Origin of the sequence: Rhizobium sp. CF080, assembly GCF_000282095.2 — a bacterium.
In the GTDB taxonomy this organism is placed as follows: domain Bacteria; phylum Pseudomonadota; class Alphaproteobacteria; order Rhizobiales; family Rhizobiaceae; genus Neorhizobium.
This window is the reverse complement of the sequence record NZ_AKKC02000016.1, coordinates 90,022-105,055: the sequence shown is the minus strand read 5'-3', so window position 1 is coordinate 105,055 and position 15,034 is coordinate 90,022. Positions and strand designations below refer to the sequence as shown.

The 15,034-nt window shown below is 62.1% G+C and carries 10 protein-coding genes; 9 read left to right on the top strand and 1 reads right to left on the bottom strand.

Features of this window, described 5'->3' with window-relative positions; all coding sequences use genetic code 11:
* The first annotated feature begins 12 nt into the window (after positions 1–12).
* From nuoN to dnaE, 9 genes are all read left to right on the top strand, one after another.
* Entirely contained in the window at positions 13–1,455 is a 1,443-nt protein-coding gene (gene nuoN / locus PMI07_RS30790; protein ID WP_007772670.1) for an NADH-quinone oxidoreductase subunit NuoN, read from the top strand.
* 2 nt (positions 1,456–1,457) lie between these two features.
* Positions 1,458–2,228, top strand: a complete 771-nt coding sequence (locus PMI07_RS35195) for a biotin--[acetyl-CoA-carboxylase] ligase (protein WP_007772669.1) — start codon at positions 1,458–1,460, stop codon at positions 2,226–2,228.
* A 9-nt stretch (positions 2,229–2,237) separates the two neighbouring features.
* Complete coding sequence (locus PMI07_RS30780; RefSeq protein WP_007772668.1) at positions 2,238–3,905, top strand: ribonuclease J; 1,668 nt, start codon at positions 2,238–2,240, stop codon at positions 3,903–3,905.
* A 268-nt stretch (positions 3,906–4,173) separates the two neighbouring features.
* A complete protein-coding gene (gene mce / locus PMI07_RS30775) occupies positions 4,174–4,578 on the top strand; it encodes a methylmalonyl-CoA epimerase (protein ID WP_007772666.1) in 405 nt (134 codons plus the stop codon).
* 102 nt (positions 4,579–4,680) lie between these two features.
* Entirely contained in the window at positions 4,681–4,950 is a 270-nt protein-coding gene (locus PMI07_RS30770; RefSeq protein ID WP_007772665.1) for a DUF1467 family protein, read from the top strand.
* Between the two features lie 539 nt (positions 4,951–5,489).
* Entirely contained in the window at positions 5,490–6,815 is a 1,326-nt protein-coding gene (gene proS, locus PMI07_RS30765) for a proline--tRNA ligase (RefSeq protein ID WP_007772662.1), read from the top strand.
* Between the two features lie 84 nt (positions 6,816–6,899).
* Entirely contained in the window at positions 6,900–8,207 is a 1,308-nt protein-coding gene (locus PMI07_RS30760) for a lipoprotein-releasing ABC transporter permease subunit (RefSeq protein ID WP_007772171.1), read from the top strand.
* 14 nt (positions 8,208–8,221) lie between these two features.
* Positions 8,222–8,905, top strand: a complete 684-nt coding sequence (locus PMI07_RS30755; RefSeq protein WP_007772170.1) for an ABC transporter ATP-binding protein — start codon at positions 8,222–8,224, stop codon at positions 8,903–8,905.
* Positions 8,906–10,085: 1,180 nt separating this feature from the next.
* A complete protein-coding gene (gene dnaE / locus PMI07_RS30750; protein ID WP_024164315.1) occupies positions 10,086–13,583 on the top strand; it encodes a DNA polymerase III subunit alpha in 3,498 nt (1,165 codons plus the stop codon).
* Between the two features lie 6 nt (positions 13,584–13,589).
* On the opposite strand, the gene PMI07_RS30745 is transcribed toward dnaE, so the two are convergent.
* Positions 13,590–14,975, bottom strand: a complete 1,386-nt coding sequence (locus PMI07_RS30745; RefSeq protein ID WP_081761032.1) for a L,D-transpeptidase — start codon at positions 14,973–14,975, stop codon at positions 13,590–13,592.
* Between the last annotated feature and the right edge of the window lie 59 nt (positions 14,976–15,034).

The window sequence follows — 15,034 nt, the reverse complement described above, 5'->3', positions numbered from 1 at the left end:
ACACGACTGGACATGACCGCTGAAATTCTCTCCCTAAGCCTGCAGCTCTCGATGCCGGAGATCATCCTGGCCGTGGGCGCGCTCGCTCTTCTGATGATCGGCGTCTTCTCCGGCGACAAGTCCGCGCCGACGGTGACCGGGCTTGCGGTGGCGCTGCTTGCGGTGGCCGGCCTCTGGCTGATCTTCATGCCCGGCGAGGGCGTGGCCTATGGCGGCGCCTTCAAGCTCGATGCCTTCGGCCGTTTCATGAAGGTGCTGGCGCTGGTCGGCTCGATCACCGCCATGGTCATGTCCGTCGGCCATGCGAAGTCGGATCAGCTCAATCGCTTCGAATTCCCGGTCCTGCTGGTGCTCTCGACGCTCGGCATGCTGCTCTTGATCTCGGCGAACGACCTGATCGCCTTCTATCTCGCTCTCGAACTGATGTCGCTGGCGCTCTACGTCATCGCCGCCTTCAACCGGGACAGCCTGCGCTCGACCGAAGCCGGTCTGAAATACTTCGTTCTCGGTGCGCTCTCCTCCGGCATGATGCTGTACGGCATGTCGCTGGTCTACGGCTTCACTGGCAATACCGGCTTCGAAGGCATCGCCAAGGTTCTTTCCGCCGAGACCCGTGGCCTGGGCTTGATCTTCGGCATGGTCTTCGTGCTCGCCGGCGCCTGCTTCAAGATCTCCGCCGTGCCGTTCCACATGTGGACGCCGGACGTTTATGAAGGCGCGCCAACCCCGGTCACGGCCTTCTTCGCTGCCGGCCCGAAGGTTGCCGCCATGGCGATCCTGGTGCGCATCGTTTCGGACGCCTTCCTGCCGCTCGTCGCAGACTGGCGCCAGATCATCGTCTTCGTATCGATCGCTTCCATGCTGCTCGGCTCGTTCGCCGCGATCGGCCAGCGCAACATCAAGCGACTAATGGCCTATTCCTCGATCGGCCACATGGGCTACGCGCTTGTCGGTCTTGCCGCCGGCTCCGAAACGGGGGTCTCCGGCGTTGTCCTCTACATGACCATCTACATGGTTATGACGCTCGGCACCTTCGCCTGCATCATGGCGATGCGCCGCAAGGACGGTGAAAACGTCGAGAATGTCGACGATCTCGCCGGCCTGTTCTCCACCAAGCCGTTCATGGCGGTGGTGCTGACCGCGCTGATGTTCTCGATGGCCGGCATTCCGCCGCTCGCGGGCTTCTTCGCCAAGTATTTCGTCTTCGTCGCGGCGATCGAAGCCAAGCTTTACGCGCTGGCGGTTATCGGCGTGCTCTCCTCCGTCGTCGGCGCCTATTATTACCTGCGCATCGTCAAGCTGATGTGGTTCGATGAAGCCAAGGGCGAGTTCGCCCGCATCTCCGGCGAACTGCGGCTGGTCTTCGGCCTCTCCGGTCTCTTCGTCGTGGCATACGTGCTGATCGGCGGACCGATCGGCACGGCGGCAAGTGCCGCAGCGAAGTCCTTCTTCTGAGAATGCCGGGAGCAAGGGGCCGCTTCTCGCTCGATGCGTTCCGCCACGAGGCGCTCGACGAAGTCGGATCCACCAATAGCGAATGTCTCGCCCGCGCCCGCGCGGGCGATTCCGGTTTATTGTGGCTGACCGCGACGCGCCAGCTCGCCGGCCGTGGTCGCCGCGGCCGGGCCTGGACATCGGAACCCGGCAATCTCTATGCATCGCTGCTGCTGATCGATCCTGCGCCGCCGGAGCGCATTGGTTCTCTGCCGCTTGCGGTCGCGGTCGCAGTTCACGCCGCCGTCAAGTCCGTCCTGCCGCCGGGCGGCGAGCCGCTCGACGTCAAATGGCCGAACGATATCCTGATCGGCCGCAAAAAGACCTGTGGTATTTTGCTGGAAGGCGAGGGACTGCCGGACGGCCGCCGCGCGCTCGTCATCGGCATCGGCATCAATATCCGCCACATGCCCGATAGTGCTGCCTATGCGGTGACCCGGCTTGCCGACCACGGCGCCAACATCTCGCCGGATGAGCTTTTTGCGCATCTTTTCAGGGAGATGGCGCAGGTTCTGGAATCCTGGGACGAGGGCCGGGGCACGCCCGAAATCAGCCGGCGCTGGCGCGAAGTTGCTTGCGGTATCGGCGAAAAAATCACCGTGAACCTGCCGGATGGCTCGCTTGTTGGCACATTCGCAGGTATCGATGACAAAGGATTTCTGCTGCTCGACACCGGATTGGGCGCGTTGATGTCGATCGCCGCCGGTGATGTATTTTTTCAAGGAATGGAATAGACAAAGAAAATGGCAAACCAAGAAGAACTGGTGTTTCTGCCGCTGGGCGGCGTGGGCGAGATCGGCATGAACCTCGCCCTCTACGGCTATGGAACGCCGGAGAAGCGCCAGTGGATCATGGTCGACTGCGGCGTGACCTTTCCGGGGCCGGAGCTGCCGGGCGTCGATCTCGTGCTGCCGGATATCCGCTTCCTCGCCAGCCAGCGCAGCCATCTCAAGGCGATGATCATCACCCATGCGCATGAGGACCACTACGGCGCCATGAACGACCTCTGGCCGGGCCTCAACGTGCCCGTCTACGCCTCGCCGTTCACCGCCGGCATGCTGGAGGCGAAACGCAACTACGAAGGTTCGCGCGCCGAAATCCCGGTGACGATCTTCAAGGCCGGCGACCGCATCAATATCGGCTCGTTCGAGATCGAGGCGATCGGTGTCAACCATTCGATTCCCGAGCCGATGTCGCTGGTCATCCGCACGCCGCTCGGCAATGTCGTCCATACCGGCGACTGGAAGATCGACCATGCGCCGTCGCTCGGACCGTTCACCGACGAGACGCGCTTCCGCAAGATCGGCGACGAGGGCGTGCTGGCGCTGATGTGCGACAGCACCAATTCCATGCGCGAGGGCGTTTCGCCTTCCGAGGAGGAAGTGTCCGAAGGGCTGCGCAAGATCATCGAGGCCGCCGAGGGCAGGGTGGCGATCACCACCTTCTCGTCGAATGTCGGCCGCATTCGCTCGATCGCCCAGGCCGCGGACGCCGCCGGCCGCGAAGTGCTGCTGCTCGGTTCTTCGCTGAAGCGCGTCGTCGGCGTCGCCCGCGATATCGGCATCATGGAAGGCCTGAAGCCCTTCATCGCCGAGGACGAATACGGCTATATCCCGCGCGACAAGATCGTCGTGATCCTGACCGGCAGCCAGGGCGAGCCGCGCGCAGCGCTCGCCAAGATCGCCCGCGACGAGATGCGCCACGTGGCGCTGACCGCAGGCGATACGGTCGTCTTCTCCTCGCGCACCATTCCCGGCAACGAGAAGGCGATCATCGAGATCAAGAACGGCCTGATCGAGCAGGGCATCAAGATAGTGACCGATAGCGACGCGCTGGTGCACGTTTCCGGCCATCCGCGCCGCAGCGAACTGGTACAGATGTACGAATGGACCCGCCCGCAGATCCTCGTGCCCGTCCATGGCGAGGCGGCGCACCTGACGGCCCAGGCCGAACTCGGCGCATCCGCCGGCATCAAGACCATTCCGCGTGTCCGCAACGGCGATATCCTGCGTCTCGCGCCCGGTCCGGCCGAGGTGATCGGCGAAGCGCCACATGGGCGTATCTTCAAGGACGGCAAGTTGATCGGCGATTTTGAGGAAATGGGCATCGGCGACCGCCGCAAGCTCTCCTTCGTCGGCCACGTCTCCGTCAACGTCCTGCTCGACACCCGCTATGACTTCGTCACCGATCCCGATCTCATCGCCTTCGGCCTGCCGGAATTCGACGACGAGGGCGAGGACATGGAGGATACGCTCTATGACGCGGTGCTCGGCGCCGTCGAAAGCATTCCGCGCGCCCGCCGGAAGGATCTCGACATGGTCCGCGAGGCGATCCGCCGTGCCGTCCGCTCCGCCGCCAACGAGGCCTGGGGCAAGAAGCCGATCGTGACGGTGTTCGTCACCCGGCTCTGAAGGGACGGGTGGTTCGGACGTCCATTTTGGAGTGAGAGGGTGCCACGAGTCGATCTCCCCCCTGAGGGGGAGATGCCCGGCAGGGCAGAGGGGGGTATTGCGGCATACTCTTCTACCACCGTATTTGTCGCACCGTCGCCACCCTCCTCTGTGACCTTCGGTGAGATCTCCCGCTCAAGGGGGGAGATCATAGGGAGCCCGCGGCACCGTGCGCATCTCTATAGGCAGCCGCTCCAAAACCGCCTAACCTACACTCGGGAGGACAAACATGCTCGGACGCGTCAATCACATCGCCATCGCCGTGCCGGATCTTGGCACCGCGACCACGACCTACCGCGATACGCTCGGCGCCCGCGTCTCCCAGGCCCAGGCCTTGCCCGAGCACGGCGTCACCGTGGTCTTCGTCGAACTCCCCAACACCAAGGTGGAGCTCCTGGAACCACTGGGCGCCGATTCGCCGATTGCAGCCTTCCTCGAGAAGAATCCGTCCGGCGGCATGCATCATATCTGCTACGAGGTGGACGATATCATTGCTGCCCGCGACACGTTGAAGGCGGCCGGTGCGCGGGTGCTCGGAGACGGCAATCCGAAGACCGGAGCCCATGGAAAACCTGTGCTTTTCCTGCATCCGAAGGATTTCAACGGCACATTGGTCGAGCTCGAACAGCTATGATTCCCACAGCTGTGACATCACGTCAGGGCCTCTCGGTTTGAGCTTGCCCGCCTTTCAGCCTATAAGGGCGCCAATTCTTCGAACCGGAATCGAGTCGATACCATGCCTCTTTTGACGGTCGCGGCCATCTATTTCATCATCTGGTGGACCGTGCTCTTCATCGTCCTTCCGCTCGGCTATCGCAGCCAGCAGGAAGATGGCGAAGTGACCACGGGGACGGTGGAAAGCGCTCCGACCCGGTTCCGCGGTGGCCGCGTCGTGCTGTTGACGACGGTGATCTCGACACTGCTCTATGCCGGCTACCACGTCGCGTCCGTCTATTTCGGCGTAGGCATTGCCGATATTCCGGTCATCGTGCCGACCTTCGAATAGTCGCGAATAAGGCGGGATCATCGGGATCCCGTCATCTCCCTGTCATGATCTGCAGGCATAGGAAGCGCGGCGAAAATACGCCTACGAGCCCGTTCGGGCAGCCGAGAAGCAAAAAAAAACAAGGCGGTTAAGCCTTGTTTTCTAGTTTCGCGTGATCCTTAACCGTTGCCGGGGCAGCGACGAGCGCGCCTAAGATCTGATCCTCCCAAGACTTGACCGCGAAATGGCAAGAATTTGAACTCCTTGCCTCTTTTGTGAGCTGAACCTAGCTCAATGGATGTGCTTTGTCATCCGCTTTTTTTGTATTTTTGCTACACTTCGATAAAATTTTTCAGTTGACAAAAATGTCGCACGCTTGCCACGAAATCTCCGCTTTTTGCCGATCTGCAAGTGCCGGCGCGGATTCGTGAACAGCATGCGATTCCTGCGGGGGCGGGTTCCCTTGGGGCCGCGGAACGGTTATGTACCCTCGCAATATTGTTGAAGAAAACGGCCGATTCCTCGCGTGAAGGATAAGCCTGGCAACCTCGGAAATCGCGATGCGCCTGTCCCGCTATTTTATGCCCATCCTGAAGGAAAACCCCAAGGAAGCGGAAATCGTGTCCCACCGGCTGATGCTGCGTGCCGGCATGATCCGCCAGCAGAGCCAGGGCATCTATTCCTGGCTGCCGCTCGGCAAGCGCGTGCTCGACAAGGTCAACGCCATCATCCGCGAGGAGCAGAACCGTGCCGGCGCCATCGAGGTGCTGATGCCGACGCTGCAGTCCGCCGAACTCTGGCAGGAAAGCGGCCGCTACGACGCCTATGGCAAGGAAATGCTTCGCATCAAGGACCGCCAGGAGCGGCCGATGCTCTACGGCCCCACCAACGAGGAAATGATCACGGACATCTTCCGGTCCTACGTCAAGTCCTACAAGAACCTGCCGCTCAACCTCTATCACATCCAGCTGAAGTTCCGTGACGAGATCCGTCCGCGCTTCGGCACCATGCGCTCGCGCGAATTCCTGATGAAGGACGCCTATTCCTTCGACCTGACGAAGGAAGGTGCCGAGCATTCCTATCGCAAGATGTTCACCGCCTATCTGCGCACCTTCTCCAGGCTTGGGCTTCGCGCCATTCCTATGCGTGCCGATACCGGCCCGATCGGCGGCAACCTGTCCCACGAATTCATCATCCTGGCCGAGACGGGCGAGTCGGAAGTGTTTTCCCACAAAGATTTCGTCAATTTCGACATCCCCAGCACGGATACCGATTTCGATGACGTCGGGGCCATGCAGGCGGTCTTTGACAAGTGGACCTCGGTCTACGCCGCGACCTCGGAAATGCACGACGAGGAAGCGTTCAACGCCATTCCCGAGACCGACCGGCTGTCTGCCCGCGGCATCGAGGTCGGCCATATCTTCTATTTCGGCACCAAATATTCCGAACCAATGGGCGCCAAGGTGCAGGGACCGGACGGCAAGGAACACCATGTCCACATGGGTTCCTACGGTATCGGCCCGACACGCCTTGTTCCCGCCATCATCGAAGCATCGCATGACGATAACGGAATCATCTGGCCGGCATCGGTCGCGCCGTTCGACGTCGTGGTGATCAACATGAAGCCCGGCGACGAGGCCTGCGACCGTATCTGCGAAACGCTTTATGGCGGTCTCGCGACGGTCGGCAAGGACGTGCTCTACGACGATACGGACGAGCGCGCCGGCACTAAGTTCGCGACCGCCGATCTGATCGGCGTGCCGGTCCAGGTGATTGTCGGACCCCGCTCCGCCGCGTCAGGCGAAGTGGAGGTCAAGGACCGCAAGACCGGCGAGCGCGAAACGCTGACCGTCGAAGCGGCCATGAACAGGCTCGCCGGCCGATAAGCCGGCAGGCTGCCGGAGCAATTCCAGGAAAAGTGTGAAGCGGTTTTCCGTCCGGAATTGCGACCACCAAATTGAGGAAACGGCATGGCGAGCGTCGCGGCGAATGGTGAAGCGGTTAAGGCGGGTGGTGCGCCTGCGGCCGGTCCTTTCTCGGCCTTTGAGCGGATGGTCGCCTGGCGTTACCTGCGGTCGCGCCGCCGCGAGGCCTTCATTTCGGTCATCGCCGGTTTTTCCTTCATCGGCATCATGCTCGGCGTCGCGACGCTGATCATCGTCATGGCGGTGATGAACGGTTTCCGCACCGAACTCATCTCGCGCATCCTCGGCATCAACGGCCACATGATCGTCCAGCCGATCGACGGGCCGCTCACCAATTACGCCGAACTCACCCAGAAGTTCGCGGCCGTCCCGGGTGTGCGGATGGCGCTGCCGCTGGTCGAGGGCCAGACGCTGGCGTCGGGCCGTGGCGGTGCCGGCTCCGGCGCGCTGGTGCGCGGCGTGCGCCCGGAAGACCTCGAAAAGCTGTCCGAGGTCGCCGGCAATATCAAATCCGGCGATATGGTCGGTTTTGCCTCGGGGCAGGGCGTGCTCGTCGGCTCCAGGCTCGCAGCCCAGCTCGGCCTTTCCGCCGGCGACCAGATCACCCTGATTTCGCCGGAAGGCGACGTGACGCCGATGGGCGTCAACCCGCGCGTCAAATCCTATCCGGTCTCCGGCATTTTCGAGATCGGCATGTCGGAATACGACGCGACGATCATCTATATGCCGCTCGAGGAATCGCAGCTCTATTTCAATGCCGAAGGCCTCGTGCAGTCGATCGAGCTGTTCGTCGACAATCCCGACGATATCGACGATCTTCGCCCGAAAGTCGAAGCTGCGGCCGGCCGCCAGATCTTCATCACCGACTGGCGCCAGCGCAACCAGACCTTCTTTTCCGCGCTCCAGGTGGAGCGCAACGTCATGTTCATGATCCTGACCCTGATCGTGCTTGTCGCGGCGCTCAACATCATCTCGGGCCTGATCATGCTGGTGAAGGACAAGGGCAGCGATATCGCCATCCTGCGCACCATGGGCGCGGGGGCGGGCGCGATCATGCGGATCTTCTTCATGACCGGGGCTGCGATCGGCATCGTCGGAACGTTCGCAGGCGTCCTGCTCGGCGTCGTCGTCTGTCTCAACGTCGAATCGATCCGCCAGTTCTTCTCCTGGGTATCGGGCACCATCCTCTTCGATCCGGAACTCTATTTCCTCAGCCAGCTTCCGGCGGAAATGAGTTTTGGCGAGACCTTCTCGGTGGTCATGATGGCGCTCGTGCTCTCCTTCATCGCGACCATCTTTCCGGCATGGCGAGCCTCCCGGCTCGATCCTGTCCAGGCCCTTCGATACGAATAGGACCATCATCCTTCATGACACGTAAAACCGTCTTGCAGCTCTCGGGCGTCGAACGTCACTACGGCCAGGGCGAGACCACGCTTTCGATCCTGAAGGGGGCCGATTTCGAGCTGAGGACCGGGGAGATCGTTGCGCTGGTCGCCCCGTCCGGCACCGGCAAGTCGACACTGCTGCATCTCGCCGGCCTGCTCGAACATCCCGACGCCGGCGAGGTGTTTCTCGGCGGACACGCCTGTAACGGACTTCCCGATGCGGAGCGCACCGCGATCCGCCGTAACGAGATCGGTTTCGTCTACCAGTTCCACCATCTGCTGCCGGAGTTTTCGGCGATCGAGAACATCATGATGCCGCAGCTGATCGCCGGCTTGTCCAAGGCCGAGGCGAAGGAGCGGGCAGGTCAGCTTTTGGACTATATGCGCATCGGCCATCGCGGCGAACATCGCCCATCGGAGCTGTCCGGCGGCGAGCAGCAGCGCGTGGCGATCGCCCGCGCTGTCGCCAACGCGCCCCGCGTGCTCCTCGCCGACGAGCCGACCGGCAATCTCGACCCGAAGACCGCATCCTATGTCTTCGACGCGCTGGAAGCGCTGGTGCGCCAGTCGGGCCTCGCGGCCCTGATCGCCACCCACAACCACGACCTCGCCAGCCGCATGGACCGCCGCGTGACGATCGAGGGCGGGAAAGTCGTCGAGATGTGAAGAGGCGGATATGCGTGCGTCTGGATCCTTGGGTCAAGCCCAAGGATGACGGAGGGGGCGGCGGATGAGGGAGGAGGCGCCTGTCATCCAATATCGCCATCCTCGGCATCCAAGGCCGTCACCCTCGACATCCAAGGCCACCGCACTCGTCATCCTCGGCATTAAAGGTCGTCATCCTCGGGCTTGACCCGAGGATCCACGCTCCGAGCGCCGACTTAACCGGGGACCTTCGGCACCTCCCCGCCAGCTCCATCAAACACTTAACCTCTCTCTCATCCCCGCATTCCCAACCCATGCCTACAATCCCCTCGTTCCGTCGCGGATACACCGGCAGGCGTGCCGGCGAGGCGGGACCGGCGCGGACGTCAAGGGCAAGACGCAAAACCTTGGCGTTTGGGTTCGTGGAAAATGGTCTCCCTCCGGCGACACGGGGAGAGACGGAGGCAAACGGACCGAGCCTTCGTCTCTTGATGCCCGAAACAGCGCGCCGGGCGTGCCTGTGCGGCACACAGGGTGGCAAACCGGATGGTTTCGCCGGGCTTTGACAAGTCCGACCGATCCTATCGGAGAAACCGGCGGAGACCTGTGGAAGCCTTGCCGATAAGTCCTCGGGTTAATCCTCGGGTTTAACCCGAGGACGAGGATTCGGACGGGCGCCACGGGTCAGACGAACACCGTCCGGAAAGGCCACGGCAGAGAGACCGAAGTCGCGGATATTAACCGCCGAACGGGGCGCTGAGAGGTGTCACTTATTACTTATCTTACGAGGCAGCTTTCAGCGCCCCGTCCGAACCATCGCCAAACCCGGATTGGTCATTCCAAGTCCGGATCTGTCGGCATGCGCTTCAACCGGCTGCGATCCCGAATTAACACCTTGTTTACCAGGTGAGGGAGGATATCGCGATATGTCTGTTTCCGGTCTGTTCTTTTATTGACTCTCAAACAAAATGAGAACAAAGTAAAAACATAAGAGAACACGGGAGACGACGATGACTGACCTGCTTCGTGACATTGCCGCATTCGCTTCCATCGCCACCTTCGTGGCCAGCCTCTCCATGATCATGATGGCCATGTGATCCGGGCCCTCGGCCGAAAGGCGTTGAGGGGGGAAATCCGAACTGGACTCTCAAGCTCCTGCGCCGGACAATAGCCTGATTCATGAGATGGATATGGCGCAGACATGGCAGATGCAACGGACGTAAAATCGGGATCGGAAAAGCTGGGGACCACCCCTCAATTCGTTCACCTTCGCGTCCATTCCGCCTATTCGCTTCTGGAAGGCGCGCTGCCGCTCAAGAAGATCCTCTCCAAGGCGATCGCGGACAATCAGCCCGCGATTGCGATCACCGATACCAACAATCTGTTCGTCGCACTGGAATTCGCCCAGAAGGCGATCGGCGACGGCCTGCAACCGATCATCGGCTGCCAGCTGTCGATCGATATGGAAGACCAGTCCGACGAGCGGCGCAACAGCCACCAGCAGCTCGCCAAGCTGCCGACGATCGTCGTGCTCGCGGCCAATGCCGTCGGTTACGAACGGCTCGTCGACCTGATCAGCCGCGCCTATCTCGGCGACGAGGGGCATCAGTCCATCCATATCAGCCGCTCCTGGCTGGAGGACGGCGGCACCGAAGGCCTGATCGCGCTGACCGGCGCCGGCACCGGTCCGGTCGACACGGTCCTGAAAGAAGGCAATGCAACGCTTGCCGAGGCAAGGCTCCTGAAGCTCAAGGAGATTTTCGGCGACCGGCTCTATGTCGAACTGCAGCGCCATGGCGCCTATGACCGCCGCCACGAGCACAAGATCGTCACGCTTGCCTACGATCATGACCTGCCGCTGGTCGCGACCAACGAGGCCTTCTTTCCGTCCAAGGCCGATTACGATGCCCATGACGCGCTGATGGCGGTCGCCCACAATGCGATCGTCTCGGATGACACCCGCTTCCGCCTGACGCCGGACCATTATCTGAAAAGTCGTGCGGAGATGGCGAAGTTGTTCGCCGACCTGCCGGAAGCGCTCGAAAACACGGTCGAGATCGCCCGCCGCTGCTCCTTCGTGCTGAAGACCCGCAATCCGATCCTGCCGCGCTTCACCGGCGCCACCGACGATCCTCTAGAAGCCGAGCGCGCCGAGGCGGAAGAGCTGCGCCGTCAGTCCGTCGAAGGGCTCGAAGAGCGCATCGCGACGCTCGGCATGACGCTCGGTTATACGGAACAGGACTATCGCGAACGTCTGGATTTCGAGCTCAGCGTCATCGAGAAGATGAAGTTCCCGGGCTACTTCCTGATCGTTGCCGACTTCATCAAATGGGCCAAGCAGCAGGGCATTCCGGTCGGCCCTGGCCGTGGTTCGGGTGCGGGTTCGCTGGTCGCCTATGCGCTGACCATTACCGACGTCGATCCGCTGCGCTTCTCGCTGCTGTTCGAACGCTTCCTCAATCCCGACCGCGTCTCGATGCCGGACTTCGACATCGACTTCTGCCAGGATCGCCGCGAAGAGGTGATCCGCTACGTGCAGCAGAAATACGGCCGCGAGCAGGTGGCGCAGATCATCACCTTCGGTTCGCTGCAGGCGCGCGCCGCCCTGCGCGACGTCGGCCGCGTTCTCGAAATGCCCTACGGCCAGGTCGACAAGATCTGCAAGCTGGTGCCGAACAACCCGGCCAACCCGACGCCCCTGTCGAAGGCGATCGAGGAGGATCCGAAATTTCAGGAGGAGGCCGACAAGGAACCGGTCGTCGCCCGCCTCCTCGATATCGCCCAGAAGATTGAGGGCCTCTACCGTCACGCCTCGACCCACGCCGCCGGCATCGTCATCGGCGACCGGCCGCTGTCGAAGCTGGTGCCGATGTATCGCGACCCGCGCTCCGACATGCCGGTCACCCAGTTCAACATGAAATGGGTGGAGCAGGCGGGCCTGGTGAAGTTCGACTTCCTCGGCCTGAAGACGCTGACCGTACTGAAAACCGCCGTCGATTTCTGCCGCAAGCGCGGCATCGAGATCGATCTCGCCAAGATCCCGCTCGATGACACCAAGACCTACGAGATGCTCTCGCGCGGCGAGACGGTCGGCGTGTTCCAGGTGGAAAGTGCGGGCATGCGCAAGGCGCTGATCGGCATGCGGCCGGACTGCATCGAAGACATTATCGCGCTCGTGGCGCTTTATCGTCCGGGCCCGATGGAGAACATTCCGACCTACAACGCCCGCAAGCACGGCGAGGAGGAGATCGAGTCGATCCATCCGATGATTGACCATCTCCTGAAGGAGACTCAAGGGGTTATCGTCTACCAGGAGCAGGTCATGCAGATCGCTCAGGTCCTGTCGGGCTATTCGCTCGGCGAGGCCGACCTGCTGCGCCGCGCCATGGGTAAGAAGATCAAGGCGGAGATGGACCAGCAGAGCGAACGCTTTGTCGATGGCGCCATCAAGAACGGCGTCTCCAAGCCGCAGGCCAACAACATCTTCGAACTGCTCGCCAAGTTCGCCAACTACGGCTTCAACAAATCGCACGCCGCGGCCTACGCCATCGTCTCCTACCAGACGGCCTTCATGAAGGCGCATTATCCGGTCGAGTTCCTCGCAGCCTCGATGACCTACGATATGGCCAACAGCGAGAAGCTCAACGACTTCCGTCAGGATGCCGGCCGCCTCGGCATTTCCGTCATTCCGCCGTCTGTGCAGACCTCGTTCCGGCATTTCGAGACCGGCGACAACAGGATCTATTATGCGCTGGCCGCCATCAAGGGCGTCGGCGAGTCGGCGGTCGAGCATATCACCGAGATCCGTGGCGATGTGCCTTTCGCCAGCATCGAGGATTTCTGCCTCCGGATCGATCCCAAACAGGTCAACCGGCGCGTCATGGAAAGCCTGATCTCGGCGGGTGCCTTCGATTGTTTCGGCCGTGATCGCGCCGAACTGAGCGGCGGCCTCGACCGAATCATCGGTTATGCGCAGCGCGCCCAAGGGGAGAAGGTCAGCGGCCAGCACGACATGTTCGGCTCGTCCTCCGCCTCCGGGCCGGAAACGCTGATCTTCCCGTCGTTTACGCCGTGGATGCCGTCCGAAAAGCTGATGCGCGAATACCAGGTGCTCGGCTTTTATCTGTCCGCCCACCCGCTCGATGCCTATGCCAATGTGCTCGCCAAGATGCGCGTTCAGAATTTCGCGGACTTTTCCGCCGCCGTGAAACAGGGCGCAACCGCCGGCCGGCTGGCCGGAACGGTGACCAGCAAGCAGGAACGCAAGACCCGCACCGGCAACAAGATGGGCATCGTCACCTTCTCGGATGCGACCGGCCAGTTCGAGGCGGTGCTGTTCTCGGAAGGGCTGGCGCAATATCGCGACCTGCTCGAGCCCGGCAAGTCGCTGGTCATCACCGTTCAAGCGGAAGAGCGGCCGGAAGGCATCGGCCTGCGCATCCAGACCGCCCAGTCGCTCGAGGAAAAGTCGGTGCAGATACAGAAGGCGCTGCGCGTTTTCGTGCGCGATTCAGGCCCGATGCGCGCCGTCGCGCGGCATCTGAATGCCCGAGGCGACGGGCTGGTGTCCTTCGTGGTCATCAAGGATGACGGCAAGCGGGAAATCGAGGTGGAGCTGACGGAGAAATACCGCATCTCGCCGGAAATCGCCGCGGCGCTTCGGACGGCGCCGGGCGTTCTCGATGTCGAGCTGGTCTAGGAGACTTTAGTAAAGGCCGTAGGCGCGCGGCTTAGCTTCCGTCCGCCGCTGGCTGACCGGCTGCGGCTTCGTGATGGACGCCTGCGCTTCGGCAACCCGCTTGACCGGCTGGGTGATGGTGATGAAATCGGTGCCGTCGCCGGTATCGGTGCCGATCCCCTGGTCGTTGATCGTCAGGGACGAGCCGTCGCTGATCAGCGTCTCGATCCGGTCGCGAATGTCGGCCGGGATGTCGATGCGGGCAAGCGCCTTTGCGGCGGCGCCGGGCGCATAGGGATCGTCGTCGACCGTGATCCCGAGCCGCTGTTTCATCGCAGCGCTCAGGCCGTTCGGAACGGTGACGCTGTGCCACTCGGCCGTCTCTTCCTTGCGTTCGACCTTGTCGACGCTGAAGAAATGCGTGCCCAGCGCGATTTCGGGATCCTTGATGCCGACCGGGGCCTCGAACAGCGGCTGGAAATTCTGGCGCACCATGATCTGGCCCATCGGCGGACGCGGCTTGCCGGCGGTCTCGTAGAGCGAATCCAGGAATTCCGGTGTCACCAGCGCGCCTTTGGCGGGCAGGTTCTTCCAGCGCTTGAAGCCGGCAATCGCGCTGCGGGTCATCGGCCCGGCAAACCCGTCGCCGCCGCCGGTGTCGAAACCGAGCTGCTGCAGCAGGACCTGGGCGTCCATCAGCGTCTCGCGATCGCCGCGGCGGGTGATGAGGATGCGCAGCGGTGCGACGTCTTCTTTCGCGGCCGTGACCGGTTGGGTCGGAGCCGGCCGCGCGTCGGTCGTCGGATGGACGATCGAGGGATTGTTCGGAACGACGTTCATCGCCACTTCGACCGGCTTGGAATCGACAGGCTTGGAACTGCCGCCGATCGACGAGGTCCTCAGTTGCACGTCGGAAAGCAGCGGCCCGGTTGGCAGCGGCTTGCGCGGCAGGAACAGGTTGGCGTTCTCGATCAATTGCGGCACGACCGGCGCATCGGTGATGATCACATGCGCGCCGCGCTCAGTCATCTGGTAGAGCGATTTGGCAAACGCGCCGGGCATGCGCACGCAGCCATGCGAGGCCGGATAGTTCGGCACGCTGTTCGACTCGTGAAGCGCGATGCCCGACCAGGTCAGGCGCTGCATCCACGGCATCGGCGCGTTCGAATAGAGGTTGGATTCGTGATATTTCTGCTTTTCGAGGACCGAAAAGATGCCGCTCGGCGTCGTGTGGCCGTCCTTGCCGGTCGACACCTTGGAGGTGGTCACGACATTCTCGCCGTCATAGACGACGAGCGACTGCTTGTCCTTGGAAACGATGATTTGCAGCGTGCGGGCACCTTCCGCAAAAGCTGCATGCGACAGCATGGTCGCAGACAAAAGACCTAACCCGAACACCAGGCGACGCAACATGACCGACCCCATACGCAATACAAGACCCGCATATTAGCGCACGAGGTTTAAGGAAGGTT

Bases quoted from the DNA above. Each gene is read 5' to 3' on its own strand.
- PMI07_RS30745 (WP_081761032.1), bottom strand. From the start codon at position 14,975: ATGTTGCGTCGCCTGGTGTTCGGGTTAGGTCTTTTGTCTGCGACCATG.
- PMI07_RS30755 (WP_007772170.1), top strand. From the start codon at position 8,222: ATGACACGTAAAACCGTCTTGCAGCTCTCGGGCGTCGAACGTCACTAC.
- PMI07_RS35195 (WP_007772669.1), top strand. From the start codon at position 1,458: ATGCCGGGAGCAAGGGGCCGCTTCTCGCTCGATGCGTTCCGCCACGAG.
- proS (WP_007772662.1), top strand. From the start codon at position 5,490: ATGCGCCTGTCCCGCTATTTTATGCCCATCCTGAAGGAAAACCCCAAG.
- dnaE (WP_024164315.1), top strand. From the start codon at position 10,086: ATGGCAGATGCAACGGACGTAAAATCGGGATCGGAAAAGCTGGGGACC.
- PMI07_RS30760 (WP_007772171.1), top strand. From the start codon at position 6,900: ATGGCGAGCGTCGCGGCGAATGGTGAAGCGGTTAAGGCGGGTGGTGCG.
- mce (WP_007772666.1), top strand. From the start codon at position 4,174: ATGCTCGGACGCGTCAATCACATCGCCATCGCCGTGCCGGATCTTGGC.
- PMI07_RS30780 (WP_007772668.1), top strand. From the start codon at position 2,238: ATGGCAAACCAAGAAGAACTGGTGTTTCTGCCGCTGGGCGGCGTGGGC.
- PMI07_RS30770 (WP_007772665.1), top strand. From the start codon at position 4,681: ATGCCTCTTTTGACGGTCGCGGCCATCTATTTCATCATCTGGTGGACC.
- nuoN (WP_007772670.1), top strand. From the start codon at position 13: ATGACCGCTGAAATTCTCTCCCTAAGCCTGCAGCTCTCGATGCCGGAG.